Here is a 14560-nt window from a genome sequence, read left to right as displayed (position 1 = left end):
TGGCCCATGGTTTTGGTACACCCGCCACTGCACAGGCGTCATGCCGATAATGCGTTTAAACACGGTCGCAAAATGTTGCGAAGAAGCGTACCCTAATGCATTGGCGATTTCGGTAACCGCAGCGGTGCTTTCAGAAAGCAAGCTGCAAGCTTTTCTGATTCGCATTCGCTCGATATAGACCATCGGAGGCAGTCCCGTATGGGACTGAAATGTTCGAAAAAAGTGGGACGGACTGACCCGGACAAAGCCGGCCAATTCTTCAATGTCAGGCCGCCACTCCGGTTCATCCTCGATGCGCTGAAGAAGCAGGTTGAATTGATCTGCGAGATCGTCCGCGAGCGAAATCATTCTTTCATTCGGCTGCACGATGGCAAGCAGCAGTCCCAGCACAGCTTGCCGTATGGAGGAGGAACGCAAAGGGCTGCTGCTGTTGATCGCGTCGCCCAGCTTTCGGAAGCCTTGGACGGCTTGCAGGCCGATGTGCCTAACTCGCGGGAGCGCCTGCATGGCACTATGGAAGCATGCGCTTTCGTTTGAGGGAAGCCGCAGCCAATCCTGTGCATGAGGAGGCGTCACGATGAACCACCAGAACCGGCTTGGTTCTATCACGTTGAACCCGCCGCGATGCAGCTCGCCCGGGCAGGTGTGAAAGACATCGCCTGCTTTGGTTTCATAGGCTTGTCCGTGCAGCTCCCAGCTTGCTTTTCCGCGTTCGACTAAAACAAACTCATACCCCTCATGCTCATGATAGGAGAGAGGCAGCGCCGATTTGATCTCATCGAAGCCGAAAAGGATCAGTTCCGGAACATCCGGAATCGATCCTTGCATGGCAGCGTCATAGGTCCAGCGGGGACTTTGTTTGGCAACCACAGATAAGTCCTCCTTGTCCTGTTCTTAGTTATTTTCTACGCATGTTCTCAATTATCTTCTATGTTTCTCATACTACTTAGCAGATCTGTGAACGTCAATGCACCGAGAAATCCGTATGATGAAAGCAAGACGAAGAAGGAGGCATGTTCAATGACTACACAAGCAGAAAGAACTTACAAGATTACAGCTCAGGATAAAGAGGTTTTCGAGCGGGACGGCTACTGGATTTCGCCAAAGCTTCTGGACGATGACCAAATTCAGCGGATTCGCGAAGCGCATGAAAGGGTATGGGCTGGCGATTATGACGGGGACGGACTTCCGATGAACCATTACCGGCCGAGTCCGAATCCCGACGCCCTGCGCAAGCTGGACAACGGCTGGTGGATTAATGACGAGATTCGCCGTACGGTCACGGACCCGTTGATTGGCGAGCTCGCAGCCGATTTGCTGCAGACGGATGAAATTCGCCTGTGGCATGATCAAGTCATCTATAAGCCGGGAGTTGGCGACAAGATGACGTCGTCAGGCAATGTGGGCTGGCATCAAGATTACGGGTACTGGCAGTGCTCCAGCAATGCGAACATGGTGACCGTGTGGATTGCGCTGCAGGACACGGATTTGAAAAATGGCGGTATGATGACGATCGTTGGTTCGCATAAATGGGGATTGATCCCGGATAGCGATTCGTTCTTTAATACGAATATGGAAGAGCTTAAGATCAAGTATGCGGACGGGCGCGATTGGGTGGAAGAGCCCTGCATCTTGAAGGCAGGGCAAGCCAGCTTCCACCACGGACTTACGTTCCACGGGTCCGGCGCGAATACGACGCACGAGCCGCGAATGTCAGTCGTTGCCCATCTAATGCCCGGCGGCACAACCTATCGGGCAGGTATCCAGCGGCATGACAATATCCGGTTGTTGGGACCGCGCCCGCAGCATGGGCAGCCTTTTGGGAACGCTTATTTTCCAGTTTTGTTCCAGCGGGCATAACGCCGGTTACGAAATTTGCGGATCAGCTCCTTGAAAGAGCTGATCCATTATCTTGCAGAGCAGAGTCATCATCTCATCGATCTCAGCTTCCGTAACAATCAAAGCCGGCATCAATCGGATCGTACTCGGACCCGAGGCGTTAATGAGCAAGCCTGCCTGAAGGCAAGCGGCTGCAAGCTCCGCTCCGCGCGGCTCCGGAAGATCAAAGGCAAGCAGCAGCCCTTTGCCGCGGATATGCGTAAGTCCAAAGCGCTCTTGCACGTCATGCAGCTTTTTCAACAAATACTGGCCACGCTCAGCAGCTTGCTGAGGAAGCTTGCGCTGTATCACTTCGCCTACGACAGCAAGGCCGACTGCCATGGCAAGCGGGTTGCCTGTGTAGGTTCCCCCTTGATCGCCAGCTTCAAAAAGGTTATACGCGTCTTTCGCAAGCATCGCCGATAACGGAAAGCCGCCGCCAATCCCCTTAGCAAGTGTGAGTACATCCGGCACAACACCGTAATGCTCATAAGCGAACATGGCTCCTATCCGTCCCAGCCCCGTTTGGACCTCGTCAAACATAAGCAAAATGCCATGCTCATCACAAAGTTTGCGAAGCTCCTGGATGTAGACGGAACTAGCTTCATAAACACCGCCTTCACCTTGAGTGAGTTCTAATAAAATAGCACATGTATTCGGATTTATGGCTTGTTTCACGGCTTCAATGTCATTGAACGGCACTTTCACGAAACCGGGCATTTGCGGGGCGAACATGCGATCCCAGCCGATTTTTCCGGTTGCGGCGGTAGTTGCCAATGAACGGCCATGGAAGCTGCGTGTCGTTGTAATGATCTCGTAAGCTCCGCCTTTGCGGACGGCGCCATACTTGCGAGCAAGCTTGATCGCACTTTCATTCGCTTCAGCCCCTGTACTGCCAAAAAAGACGCGTTCCAATCCCGACAACGACGTTAGCATGCGGGCGAATTCAAGCATCGGCTTGTTATAAAAGCCTGGACTTGCATGGATGAGCTTGCCTGACTGCTCCAGCAACGCATCCTTAATGACTTTGGGAGAGTGTCCTAAGCAGGTAACCGCCCAACCGCCGATAAAATCCAGATATTTGTTGCCGTCCGTATCCCAGATATACATCCCTTCGCCATGCTCCATCACGACCTGAGGCCGATTCGCAATAAATAAAATAGCTTCATTCGCCGCCGCCAGCAATTCTTCCGTCGATGTTTTTAACATTGTCATTTGAGCACATCCTTTTAATTAAAATAAGAAATATTGAATAATTATACATACTTACGTATTTTTATTCAACAAGTAAATAGGCATGATTGTCCATTTTCAGGGAACCATCCAAGCCCTTGCTCAGGGGGAGGATTTTCTTTTAAAGAACAGGCGGTTACAATGACTTTAGGAGTAACCAGGGCGTCCACTACGGGATGTCCTCTTGAAGGAAAGGAGCCGCCTATGCTTGAAAGCGCATCGTTATTTCCGGCTCTTATGACGGAAACGAACGGCCATCCGCACGTGATGGCGTATTATTTTAAACAATGGCAAGGCTTTGATATGCCCTTTCACCGTCATGATGCCACGGAAATTATGTATACGATTCAGGGCTATTGCGAGGTCGAAATTCAAACCCATCCGTCACATATCGAGAAAGTCGCCCTCAAAAAAGGCGAATTTATTATCATCAACGCCAATGTGCCCCATCGATTGATCGTCGGCGCAGCCAATCCGTGCAGAATGCTGAATGTAGAGTTTCGGTTCGCACCGAATAAGGGCGTATTTCCCTCTATTCAGCAGCTGGCTGCAGAAGATAACCTGCTGATCTCCTTGCTGGAGTCCGAAGCTCCTTATTTGGTGCTGCGGGATGGGGACGAAGTCTATCATATTATGAAAAGTTTGGTGCTTGAGCTGGACAAAGCGGCTGCAAGAAGTCAATTGATGGTGCAGCTGCTCATTGCGCAGCTGTTGATTCGTATTGCGCGGCTATGGCGGGAAACGGTCAATAGCGGCGAGGCGCAAAGCGAAAGGTATGTCAAGATTTCGATGGAATATTTGCATCAGAACTATGATCGCGATATTCAAGTGAAAGATATTGCTGCGGCTGTTAATTTGCATCCGGGTTATTTGCAGCGGATTTTCAAATCGCTCACAGGTCAGACGCTGATGGCGTATTTAACCGTTATCCGGATGGAAAAAGCCAAAATGCTGCTGCTTGAAACGGATGTGCCCATCTCCGGGATTTGCGATTATATCGGGGTCGGAAGCCGGCAGTATTTTCATATGCTTTTCAAAGATTATACCGGTCTGACTCCGACAGATTTTCGTAAATCGATGCATGCAGAGAAGTGGAGTTATCCGGAAAGAAGTTAGAATTTTTGACAAAAGCACTGCGACAAAGTTAGAAATTTGGTAACGTCTTCTCTTTTGTGCTTGATACAATGTGAAAGGTAGAGCACATGAGAAAGAGGGCGATAAACATGGCATTTAAAGTGGCTTTTATTGGAGCAGGAAGTATTGGATTTACACGGGGACTACTGCGGGACTTATTGTCGGTTCCTGAGTTTCATGATATTCAGGTCGCTTTTACAGACATTAATCAGCATAATTTGGATATGGTCACGGAACTTTGCCAAAGGGACATTTTGGAAAATGGTCTGAACATACAAATTCAAGCGAGTACAGATCGCAGAGAAGCTTTGAAAGATGCGAAGTATGTACTATGCACGATTCGTGTAGGCGGTCTGGAGGCTTTTGCTACGGATGTGGATATTCCGCTCAAATATGGCGTCGATCAGTGTGTCGGGGACACTTTATGTGCCGGAGGCATTATGTACGGTCAGCGGGGAATATCGGAAATGCTTCGTATTTGCGGTGACATCCGCGATGTGGCTTCGCCTGATGTGCTGCTCTTAAATTATGCGAATCCGATGGCGATGCTGACTTGGGCTTGCAACAAATACGGCGGGGTGCGGACGATCGGGCTATGTCACGGCGTGCAGCACGGGCATCGTCAAATTGCCGAAGTGTATGGCCTCAAGAAGGAAGAAGTCGACATTATTTGCGCAGGGATCAATCACCAAACCTGGTATGTGCAAGCCCGACATCAAGGCAGGGATCTAACGCAAGGTTTGCTGGAAGCGTTCGAGAACCATCCGGAATTTGCCCGCACGGAAAAAGTGCGCATCGATATGCTGCGCCGGTTCGGCTACTACAGCACAGAATCCAATGGGCATCTGAGCGAGTATGTGCCTTGGTACCGGAAGCGGGCCGGCGAAATTCAAGACTGGATCGACATGGGAAGCTGGATAAACGGCGAAACCGGCGGCTACCTGCGCGTTTGCACGGAAGGGCGGAACTGGTTCGAAACGGATTTCCCGAACTGGATGAAGGAAAAGGCTATGGTTTACACAGCTGAAAAACGCAGCGAGGAGCACGGCTCTTATATTATCGAGGGACTTGAAACGGGCCGTGTGTATCGCGGGCATTTCAATCTGGTGAATAACGGCGTCATTTCGAATCTGCCGAATGATGCGGTCATCGAAGCGCCGGGCTATGTGGATGCCAATGGCATTTCGATGCCGGTTGTAGGGGACCTGCCGCTCGGACCTGCCGCCGTATGCAATGTCAGCATTTCGGTGCAGCGCCTTGCTGTTGAAGCAGCCGTGCACGGGGACGATAAGCTGCTGCGTCAAGCTTTTATGATGGATCCGCTCGTTGGCGCCGTTTGCAATCCGAAAGAAATTTGGCAGATGGTCGATGAGATGCTCGTTGCCCATGAAAAGTGGCTTCCGCAGTACAGCTCTGCGATTGAAGATGCCAAACAACGTCTGGCCGCAGGCAACCTCATTCCGACCCGGGACTACGAAGGCGCAGCGCGCTTGAAGGTGAAAACGGTGGAAGAAATGCAGCAGGACCGTGAAGCCGCAAACAGAAATGCAGGCGAAGCAGACAAAGGGAAAGACCGCGCTGCCGTCTCATCTTAAGGAGATAAACCTTGCGTTCGTTTGTTTTCAAGTATGTTCATTTGGGTTCTTTTGGGTTATAATTAAGTCAGTAAGTGAAGGACCGCTTGCGGTCCTTTCTCTTTTTAATAGGATCGCTTAATTGGAGAGGGGAAAGTCAGATGTCGAATATTGGCGTGTGGGAGCCGGCTGAGCCGGGCGTTAAACGCTGCATTTTGAAAGCTGAAGTTGGGCTAATGATGATGGAAGTTCACTTTGAGCCAGGGGCGGTAGGGTATCAGCACAGCCACGTGCATGAACAAATGTCCTATTGCTTAAAGGGCAAAATTGAGTTTACGATAGATGGTGTTGTGACGGTCATCGAACAAGGCCAAACGGTTTATATCCCGAGCGGAGCGCAGCATGGCGTGACAGCTTTAGAGGCATCTGCCTTGCTGGATGTCTTCACACCGATTCGTGAAGATCTTGTGAAACGTTAACCAGTTGCTTTACGCAGCTGGTTTTCTTTCTTCTTTATTGAATGCGTTTACATAACAGTGGAGAGGGGAGCTTGGGGACTGGATATGCGGAGAAAAAGCCGTCCGACTTGGATTTGGTTTTACCGTAGTTTGTTTTTGCGCGATCGTCCGCTGACCGTTAAGCTGCTCGTCTACTCGGCCATGCTGGTCGTCATTCCGCTGCTTGTTGTCGGTCTCATTTCGTATCAGAAATCGTCGGAAGTGCTGCGCGAGGAAGCGCGATTAAGCAACGAACAGATTATTGAGCAGGTGAAGCTGCACATCGAATATTATATCAGGGATTTTGAAATCGACTCGATCCGGATGCAAAATCACCCCTCGATGCAGCAGTTTCTTCGCATGACGAGCGAGTATGAAATGAGAAGCTCAGGCATCCGCGAGCCGATGATGCAGTTGTTGAAAGATACCGCCTACTCCCGCTCGGACATTTCCCGGATCATGCTGATTATGGAAAATCAAACCGTGCTGGATACGAGCATGAACAAAAATGTGACGCCTGCTTTGCAGCTCGTTCAGGAGCCATGGTATGCCAGCGTGCCTTCCAACAGCGATATTATGCTGATCATTCGGCCGCCTTCCGAGCGTTATGAACTGGAGGATATGCCGGTTCTCTCGATTGTGAAGCGATTGGTGAGTCCCAATACGCTGGAACCTGTTGCGACCCTCATCATGGAACTGAATTTCAAGCGCATTCAAGAGATTGCTGAGCGTGTAACGATCGGCAGAACGGGTTATTTATCGATACTGGATCCCTCTGGAAAGTATATTTATTCCCCGGAATACGCCGATATCGGGCATATGGCCGAGTGGGATCAGCTGGACTATATTTTGCAGCGGGAGAGCGGCTCTTATCAGGCGCAAACAGGAGATCGGCCATTTTATACGTTCAGCCTGTCGTCGTATTTGAACTGGAGGCTCGTAACGGCCATTCCTGAACATGAGCTGACGCGCGGTTCGCAGTATATTCGGCAAACGATTTGGTGGACGGTAGCTGTTACGCTGGTTATCGCTTATTTAATCGGCATTGGCTTTGCGACCAGCATCGTTCGCCCGGTGCGGGCTTTGCAATATTTTATGAAGCGGGTAAAAGAAGGAGATTTTCAGGCTCGGGCGGACATCGAATCGAAGGATGAGATCGGACAACTGACGAATGATTTTAATAGAATGGTGGAAAAGCTGCAAGTCTTGATGGGCGAGATTTACTACTCTCAGCTTCGGGAGAAGGATCTCCAGCTCCGCCAAAAGGAAACCGAGCTCAAAGTGCTCCAATCCCAAGTCAACCCCCATTTTCTCATGAACGCATTGGAGACGGTAAGAGGCATGGCGCTGGAAAAGGATATGACCGATATTTCCGTGTTGGTCGCTTCCCTGGCCAGGCTGCTGCGCTACAATTTGAATCATGCGGGTGCAACGAGCACTGTGCAGCAGGAAATTCACATCTGTGAGATGTACTTGCGGATACAGCAGTACCGTTTTGAAGAGAAGCTCAGCTATGAATTTCAAATTCCGCAATGGGCGGAAAGTCAATGGATTGCGAAGTTTGCGCTGCAGCCCTTGGTGGAAAATTGTGTAATTCACGGCATCGAGACGAGCGACCAGCCTGTTCATATCATCATATCCGCCAAGCTGTTGGATGAGCATCAATATGTCATCGAGATTCATGATACCGGGATGGGGATTCCGGCGGAAAGGCTTCGTGCCTTGCAGCTTGATTTGCTGCAGAAGGATATGGTTGCAGCTGTTTCTCAGATTGGGATCGTGAATGTGCATCGGCGCATTTCGTATTTATTCGGGGAAGCATACGGTTTGGAGCTTGAGAGCAGCGCCGGCGCCGGGACTACCGTTAGCTTGAAACTGCCGCTGGGGCTTCATATCCGGGAAGGAGCGTAGTCACGATGTACAAAATCATTCTTGCCGATGATGAAAAATGGGTCCGGGTTGTGCTGCGCAAGGCGGTGGAGCAAACGAAGCTCCCTGTTACGATTGTGCAGGAATGCGCGAACGGCCTGGAAGCCTTGGATGCGGTGCGAAAGCATGAGGCGGATCTCGTTATTTCCGATGTGAAAATGCCGATTATGGACGGCATCGGGCTGGCGGAACAGATGGCTGGCATGACGGCGAATCTGGTGCTTGTGAGTGGGTTTGACGATTTTCATTTCGCACAGAAAGCGATTCGTTACGGGGTCAAGGATTATTTGCTCAAGCCGGTGGAAATGGAAGCGATGGCCGATTGCTTGGAACGCTGGATACAAGGCAGGGCGATGCTGAAAGAGGCGATGGGGAGCGATACGCTTCAGACGGTGACGGCCGAATTGTCTGTGATCGAACAAGTGCAGCAGTTTGTTGCCGCTAATTTAGCCAAGGATATTGCGCTAACGGATGTGGCTGCTTTTGTCCATTTGAATCCCAGCTATCTGAGTCAACTGTTCAAGCAGCAAACGGGCGGCAAGTTCGTGGACTATGTCATCGAAATGCGGATAGAAGAAGCAAAGAGGCTGCTTGTCAAAACCTCTTTGCGCGTCTTTGAAATCGCGGAAAGGCTCGGATATGGCGATATTGCTTATTTCAGCAATACGTTTAAAAAGCTGACAGGGAGCTCTCCTTTGGAATATCGGAAAAATGGAGGAAAGCCGTAAAAGACAAAAGGAACCTGAGATGGGCTTAGGTTCCTTTTGTCTTTTCTCTTTTGTCGTTTAGGTGGAAGGAGTCTACTTTCTTGCCTTTTCGATAGCTTCCAGCGTCTCTTTGTAATCATTGCGGTACTTCTCGATGACTGGCTTTACGGCTTCCTGCCATGGCTTAAGGTCAGTGACTTCTGTGATGGTGACGCCGGCTGCTTTGACTTTGGCCTCGGAATCTTTTTCGAATTTATCCCATTCGGCTTTCTGCGTTTTGACGGATTCCAGGGCTGCTTTTTTGATCAGCGCTTTATCGTCATTGCTCAGCTTATCCCAGGCTACTTTGGAGATCAGAAGAACTTCCGGAACACGTTGGTGCTGATCGAGAATGAGATTTTTTGCCTGCTGAAAATGGTTGGACGAGAAGTAGCTCGGATAGTTGTTCTCTGCGGCATCGATGACGCCCGTTTGCAGGGCGTTGAACACGTCCCCGTATGGCATTGGCGTTGCATTCGCACCGAGTGCGTTCATGAGATCGATATTGACTTTGTTTTGAATAACGCGAATTTTTAGCCCTTTCAGATCGGCGATGCTTTTGATGGGCTTTTTGGAATAGAAATGACGCGCTCCTGAGCTGTAGTAGGCAAGGCCCTTCATACGCGAGGATTCCAGGCTATCCAGCAGTTTCGTACCTTGTTCGCTTTCCAGGAACTTCCATTGATGATTGTCATTATCGAAAATATAAGGCAAGCTGAACACTTCATATTGCTTGTTAAAGCTGCCAAGCGCTCCAGTGCTGACCCTGGTGAACTCAATCGCACCCAATTGAACCTGCTCAATGACAGCCTTCTCTTCACCCAGCTGGGAAGCAGGGAACACATCGATTTTGATGCGGCCTTCAGAGGCTTGATTAACGAGCTCCGCGAACTTTTTATCGCCTAGTGTGGTCGGATAGTCAGCGGGATGCGTTTCGGCCAGACGAAAATTTAACTTAGGCCCATCGGATTTCTTGGCCGCTGCCGGACTAGCGGTCCCCGGCGCAGTTGTGGAACCGCTGTTTGTCGGCGTGCTGCCCCCGCCGCATGCTACAAGCAGCAGACTTGCTCCCAGCATCGTGCTAAGTGCTGTTATATATGATTTTTTGATTTTCATATCGATGATCACCCCTGTAATGGTTTGAGTTGATTATTTCATAAGGTTAGGCAGCCACATCACCAGACCTGGTATATAAGTCAAAATCATGAGAACGACGCACATGACATAGAAGAACGGCATCATCGCTTTAGTGCCTTCGGAAATCGAGATATTGCCGATGGCCGAGCCGACGAATAAAACGGTTCCAACCGGAGGCGTCAGCAATCCCATGCCTAAGTTTAACATCATAATGATGCCGAAGTGAACAGGGTCCATGCCAAGAGCGGTGACGACAGGCAGCAGAATCGGCGTCATAATGAGGATGAGCGGAGCCATATCCATCGGTGCGCCGAGCAAGAGCAGCAGGACGTTGATGATCAGCAAAATCACAATCGGGCTGTCGGTGATGCCAAGCATCCAATCGGTCAGCATGCCGGGCACTTTCAAGAAAGCGAGCACATAACTGAAGGTAGCCGAGGCGGCAATCAGGAAAAGCACCATCGCGACGGTTCGAAACGTCCGTTTCAGGATGACCCACATGCGGCTGAGCGGAATATCCCGGTAGACGAGAAAGGTGAGAATAAAAGCGTACAAACACGCCAATGCGCCGCTTTCCGTAGCTGTAAACCAGCCGGTGAAAATACCGCCAAGGATAATGACGGCGGTTAAGAGGGAGAGCAGGCCGTCGCGCACAATTTTTGGTATGTCCCTCATCGGAACGGCTTCGCTTTTGGTATATCCGCGCTTGATTGCAATGATATAGCTTGTAACCATCAGCGATACGCAGAGAATCAGGCCGGGAACGATGCCGGCGAGAAAAAGCGAAGCAATGGAGATCCCGCCTCCGGCTGCCAGGGAATACAGGACGAGATTGTGGCTCGGCGGAACGACGACGCCTTGAATGGCGGCGGATACGGTGACACCTACGGCGTAGTCGGTGTCATAGCCTTTTTTCTTCATCATGGGAATCATGACGGAGCCGATGGAAGATACATCTGCGATAGCGGAGCCGGAAATGTTGCCAAAGAACATGCAGGCTACGCAGTTGACCATGGCTAAGCCCCCGCGAATGCCACCCACGAGAACTTGGGCGAGGTTGATGAGGCGCAGCGCCATTTGGCCTTCGCTCATGATTTGACCGGCCAGGATGAAGAAGGGGATAGTCAGGAGCGAGTAGGAATTCATCCCTTGAATCATGGTTTGGCCCACGGTAGCCAGCGGGACTTTCAAGTAGAGCAGGGTAAGCAGTGAAGAACCGGCTAGAGCTAGCGAGATCGGGAAGCGCAGAACGATCAGAAGGGTGAAGCTAATGCAAAGTATGAGAATGGCAATGGTCGGATCCATTAATGGTGGCCTCTTTCCTGGAGATTAACGTGCCGTTTCGTTTCGATCCCAAATAACTGCAATAGCGCATAAGCACAGGTCATGATGCCCGTGATCGGCATGATGACATAGAGCGTGCTGTTCGGCAGCCCCGTGGCTGGCAGTTCGGATTCGTTCATCATGACGGTGAAATCCCAACCATAGAACACCAGATAGATTCCGAAGGCGAGAATGACGAGTTCGATCACTTTGTCCAGCGCTTTGTTGAAGGAAGCAGGAAGTTTGTGCGTGAAGGAATCAATGCCGAGATGGAGCTTTTCCCGAAAGCCAATTGCGATACCCATAAAAGAGAACCAAATGAGCAGCAGCATAGTCACTTCTTCTGACCAGAAAAAAACGAAATCGAATAGTTTGCGCGTCATCACCTGCATGGTGACGATGATAATCATGCTGAGCAAGCCGATGAGTGCGGCCGATTCGATGAACGTATCGATACCGAGCGCTATTTTGCGAAGTAATCGCATGGTCTGGCGACCTCCCTTCTTTGTTTGTGTAAGTGCTTTCATTTTGGCTGATTTTAGTATAGCTTTCCTGGGCGAGGGCAGGAACGCCATTGTTTTTAGTTTTTTTTGTAGTTTTTTTAGATTATTGGATGGTAGTGGGTATATGAAAAAAGGTGTGAGAGGGATGGAGCAGATGTGAGGATAAATGAGAAGTGGCGATAAATTATGAGTAGTAGTGGTGAGAAGCAATGTGAAATAAGAAGTAATGATGATATGTAATGAGCTGTTCTGAGCTGGTAATGAGAAGGGTTTAGAGAAGATAGGTGAATTGAAGTTAGAGGTGGATTATAGGAGAAATGCGCTTGTAGAGTTGATAAATGTTGAGCCAATAGAAAAATAGCAGCCAGTGGAGACTTCAGTAGATTCCACCGGCTGCCATCGTGCTTTCGTCCTTTCATTTTACAAAAGCTTCATCCCCATATACGCAGCCACGCCCCATATTAAGCAAGCGGAAACCTTGTTTAATCGCGCGATAAACAGACCGTTTGTATCATGCTTGCGGACTAACCGCCCCGCGAATGCCAACCCGAAAAACCATAGCCAGGATACGCATATAATGCTGAGCATGAAGACCCATTTTTCGCTGCCGGAATAGTTTAAAGAATTGGTGCCGATAACGCCAATCGTATCTAAAATAGCATGAGGATTCAGTAAAGAGACAGATGCTGCAAACAGGATCTGCTTTTTGGGCCTAGTTTCTTCTTGTGAAGAAGAAGCAGCACTTGGCTTGCTTTTCCAAACCGCCCAGCCCATGTAGAGCAAGAATATAAACCCAACGCCATAAAGAGCCATTTGCAGCCATGAAAAAGTGAGCACAATAAGGGAAACCCCCAAAACCGCTGCTAGAATAAGGAACGTATCGCAGAGGGATGCCGTCAGAATGACAGGCAGTGCTCCTAAGTAAGTGCGCTGGCTGGCGCCTTGATTAAATACAAAAACATTTTGTACCCCTACCGGTAAAATTAGGCCAAAACCCAATATAACCGCGTGTAGAACTGTTTGAAACAAATCGATCTCTCCTATCTGGCTGTCAAAGTCTCTCTTAGTATAGAGGGATTTTGATATTTGTCTCCGTCCAAATGGATGGCATTGATCCCAACCAAATGATATAGTGGAGCTGCAAGGAAAGGAGGAGCACATGGACTGGAAACCTGATTTTACGTCTGAAACTCCGTTATATGAACAGATTAAAACATTTATTATTCATAAAATATCACTAGGCGAATGGGCAGTGGGGACCAAAATTCCTTCGCAGCGAGCATTGGCTGAGCACTTTGGTGTGAATCGCAGCACGGTTGTAACGGCAATCAGCGATTTAATTGCGGAAGGCTTATTGGAGGGCAACACCAAGGGTGGGACAAGAGTCATCAATAACTCATGGAATCTGCTAGCCGCGTCGCCGCCTCCCGATTGGAGCTCGTATGTACAAGCTGGCATACACTATCCCAATTTGCTTGCCATCCAGCACATTAACCGGGCGGAATTTCAAGAAGGCATGATCAGGCTCGGAACCGGAGAGCTTTCCCCTGATTTGCTGCCGACTGAGCGGATGAAGCAGATTTTTGCAGAAAGCTCGGCGAATCCGTTCACCTTGGGTTATGAAGAACCGAAAGGGAATCTTTATTTGCGCAAGCAGGTCGCTCAGTATCTGCAAGGAAACGGCATCCAAACCTCGCCATCGAACATTTTGATCGTTTCCGGTGCTCTCCAAGCGCTGCATCTCATTTCGGTGGGGCTTCTGCAAAGAGGGTCTTCCATACTGTTGGAAAAGCCCTCCTACTTGTATTCTGTCCATGTTTTTCAGTCAAACAGCATGAAGCTGGTAGGTTTGCCTATGGATGAGGAAGGCATACAGGCGAGCCAGATCGGACGTTACAAAAAAGGCTATAACGCTTCGATCCTTTATACGATTCCAACTTTTCATAATCCGACCGGCACGTTAATGACGGAGGAAAGACGCCAAGCGTTGATGAAGGCTTGCACCGACGAAGGGCTTCCGATCATAGAGGATGACGCTTACAGAGAGCTGTGGTTTGATGAGCCGCCTCCATTGCCGTTAAAAGCGAGGGACCCGCATGCGTTGGTTCTTTACTTGGGGACCTTGTCCAAAACATTAAGTCCGGGACTTCGACTTGGTTGGGTCGTCGCGCCGGAGCCGGTGATCGAACGGTTGGCGGATATCAAAATGCAGAACGATTATGGCTCCAGCTCCGTCTCCCAATGGGCTGCGTCTGAATGGCTTGGCAGGGGCTTATATCAGGAGCATCTGATCGGGATTAGGGAGCAGTTGAAAATGCGAAGGGATGCAGCGGTACAGTTCTTGCATACTTATTTTGCTGGACTAGCCAAGTGGACTGTGCCAACGGGAGGTTTTTATATTTGGGTCGAGCTCACCGTGGACGTTCCGATGCAAATCCTGTTTGAGCGGGCGATCAAAGACGGTGTTTTGCTCAATCCCGGTTCGATTTATAATCGTCATACAGGCAGCTATTTGCGGATCTCTTATGCCTATGCCAAGCTGCACGAGCTTGAATGGGGATTGAAGCGGGTAGCGATTTTGATACGAGATTTAGTTGGAAAATAAC

The 14560-nt window shown here is 49.8% G+C and carries 13 protein-coding genes; 7 read left to right on the top strand and 6 right to left on the bottom strand.

Annotation, left to right across the window (positions count from 1 at the left end):
- Window positions 1-870, bottom strand: an 870-nt coding sequence (locus GC097_RS27045) for an AraC family transcriptional regulator (protein WP_171686358.1), incomplete at its 3' end; no start/stop codon positions are given.
- A 150-nt stretch (window positions 871-1020) separates the two neighbouring features.
- On the opposite strand from GC097_RS27045, the gene GC097_RS27040 reads away from it, so the two are divergent.
- Window positions 1021-1860 carry a phytanoyl-CoA dioxygenase family protein gene (locus GC097_RS27040; RefSeq protein ID WP_171686357.1) on the top strand — a complete coding sequence of 280 codons (840 nt, stop codon included), beginning with the start codon at window positions 1021-1023 and terminating at the stop codon, window positions 1858-1860.
- Window positions 1861-1866: 6 nt separating this feature from the next.
- Here GC097_RS27040 and GC097_RS27035 read toward each other — a convergent pair whose 3' ends face one another.
- Window positions 1867-3093, bottom strand: coding sequence for an aspartate aminotransferase family protein (locus GC097_RS27035; RefSeq protein WP_171686356.1), 1227 nt, complete (start codon window positions 3091-3093; stop codon window positions 1867-1869).
- A 222-nt stretch (window positions 3094-3315) separates the two neighbouring features.
- Between GC097_RS27035 and GC097_RS27030 the strand changes: the two genes are divergently transcribed.
- From GC097_RS27030 to GC097_RS27010, 5 genes are all read left to right on the top strand, one after another.
- A complete protein-coding gene (locus GC097_RS27030; protein WP_376768426.1) occupies window positions 3316-4227 on the top strand; it encodes an AraC family transcriptional regulator in 912 nt (303 codons plus the stop codon).
- A gap of 107 nt (window positions 4228-4334) precedes the next feature.
- On the top strand, window positions 4335-5840 hold the full coding sequence (locus tag GC097_RS27025) for an alpha-glucosidase/alpha-galactosidase (RefSeq protein ID WP_171686355.1): 1506 nt from the start codon (window positions 4335-4337) through the stop codon (window positions 5838-5840).
- A 140-nt stretch (window positions 5841-5980) separates the two neighbouring features.
- Complete coding sequence (locus GC097_RS27020; RefSeq protein WP_145657127.1) at window positions 5981-6298, top strand: cupin domain-containing protein; 318 nt, start codon at window positions 5981-5983, stop codon at window positions 6296-6298.
- A gap of 84 nt (window positions 6299-6382) precedes the next feature.
- The gene (locus GC097_RS27015) at window positions 6383-8227 is read left to right on the top strand and encodes a sensor histidine kinase (RefSeq protein ID WP_171686354.1); all 1845 of its coding nucleotides are present in this window, start codon (window positions 6383-6385) and stop codon (window positions 8225-8227) included.
- Between the two features lie 5 nt (window positions 8228-8232).
- A complete protein-coding gene (locus GC097_RS27010; RefSeq protein WP_171686353.1) occupies window positions 8233-8973 on the top strand; it encodes a response regulator transcription factor in 741 nt (246 codons plus the stop codon).
- Between the two features lie 72 nt (window positions 8974-9045).
- On the opposite strand, the gene GC097_RS27005 is transcribed toward GC097_RS27010, so the two are convergent.
- From GC097_RS27005 to GC097_RS26990, 4 genes are all read right to left on the bottom strand, one after another.
- The gene (locus tag GC097_RS27005; protein WP_171686352.1) at window positions 9046-10107 is read right to left on the bottom strand and encodes a TRAP transporter substrate-binding protein; all 1062 of its coding nucleotides are present in this window, start codon (window positions 10105-10107) and stop codon (window positions 9046-9048) included.
- Between the two features lie 33 nt (window positions 10108-10140).
- Complete coding sequence (locus tag GC097_RS27000; protein WP_171686351.1) at window positions 10141-11433, bottom strand: TRAP transporter large permease; 1293 nt, start codon at window positions 11431-11433, stop codon at window positions 10141-10143.
- On the bottom strand, window positions 11433-11936 hold the full coding sequence (locus GC097_RS26995) for a TRAP transporter small permease (protein WP_171686350.1): 504 nt from the start codon (window positions 11934-11936) through the stop codon (window positions 11433-11435). The genes GC097_RS27000 and GC097_RS26995 overlap by 1 nt, the downstream gene beginning before the upstream one ends.
- 438 nt (window positions 11937-12374) lie before the next feature.
- The gene (locus GC097_RS26990) at window positions 12375-12983 is read right to left on the bottom strand and encodes a LysE/ArgO family amino acid transporter (protein WP_171686349.1); all 609 of its coding nucleotides are present in this window, start codon (window positions 12981-12983) and stop codon (window positions 12375-12377) included.
- 130 nt (window positions 12984-13113) lie between these two features.
- Between GC097_RS26990 and GC097_RS26985 the strand changes: the two genes are divergently transcribed.
- On the top strand, window positions 13114-14559 hold the full coding sequence (locus GC097_RS26985) for an aminotransferase-like domain-containing protein (RefSeq protein WP_171686348.1): 1446 nt from the start codon (window positions 13114-13116) through the stop codon (window positions 14557-14559).
- Window position 14560: the final 1 nt, after the last annotated feature.

This window comes from Paenibacillus planticolens (assembly GCF_013141725.1).
GTDB classification, from domain to species: domain Bacteria; phylum Bacillota; class Bacilli; order Paenibacillales; family NBRC-103111; genus Paenibacillus_E; species Paenibacillus_E planticolens.
This window is presented reverse-complemented; position numbering and strand designations above follow the sequence as displayed.

What these genes read in the sequence shown, in the direction of transcription:
- GC097_RS27005 (WP_171686352.1), bottom strand. Translation starts at nt 10,107, where the DNA reads ATGAAAATCAAAAAATCATATATAACAGCACTTAGCACGATGCTGGGA.
- GC097_RS27020 (WP_145657127.1), top strand. Translation starts at nt 5,981, where the DNA reads ATGTCGAATATTGGCGTGTGGGAGCCGGCTGAGCCGGGCGTTAAACGC.
- GC097_RS27015 (WP_171686354.1), top strand. Translation starts at nt 6,383, where the DNA reads ATGCGGAGAAAAAGCCGTCCGACTTGGATTTGGTTTTACCGTAGTTTG.
- GC097_RS27010 (WP_171686353.1), top strand. Translation starts at nt 8,233, where the DNA reads ATGTACAAAATCATTCTTGCCGATGATGAAAAATGGGTCCGGGTTGTG.
- GC097_RS26985 (WP_171686348.1), top strand. Translation starts at nt 13,114, where the DNA reads ATGGACTGGAAACCTGATTTTACGTCTGAAACTCCGTTATATGAACAG.
- GC097_RS27030 (WP_376768426.1), top strand. Translation starts at nt 3,316, where the DNA reads ATGCTTGAAAGCGCATCGTTATTTCCGGCTCTTATGACGGAAACGAAC.
- GC097_RS27000 (WP_171686351.1), bottom strand. Translation starts at nt 11,433, where the DNA reads ATGGATCCGACCATTGCCATTCTCATACTTTGCATTAGCTTCACCCTT.
- GC097_RS26995 (WP_171686350.1), bottom strand. Translation starts at nt 11,936, where the DNA reads ATGCGATTACTTCGCAAAATAGCGCTCGGTATCGATACGTTCATCGAA.
- GC097_RS27025 (WP_171686355.1), top strand. Translation starts at nt 4,335, where the DNA reads ATGGCATTTAAAGTGGCTTTTATTGGAGCAGGAAGTATTGGATTTACA.
- GC097_RS27035 (WP_171686356.1), bottom strand. Translation starts at nt 3,093, where the DNA reads ATGACAATGTTAAAAACATCGACGGAAGAATTGCTGGCGGCGGCGAAT.
- GC097_RS27040 (WP_171686357.1), top strand. Translation starts at nt 1,021, where the DNA reads ATGACTACACAAGCAGAAAGAACTTACAAGATTACAGCTCAGGATAAA.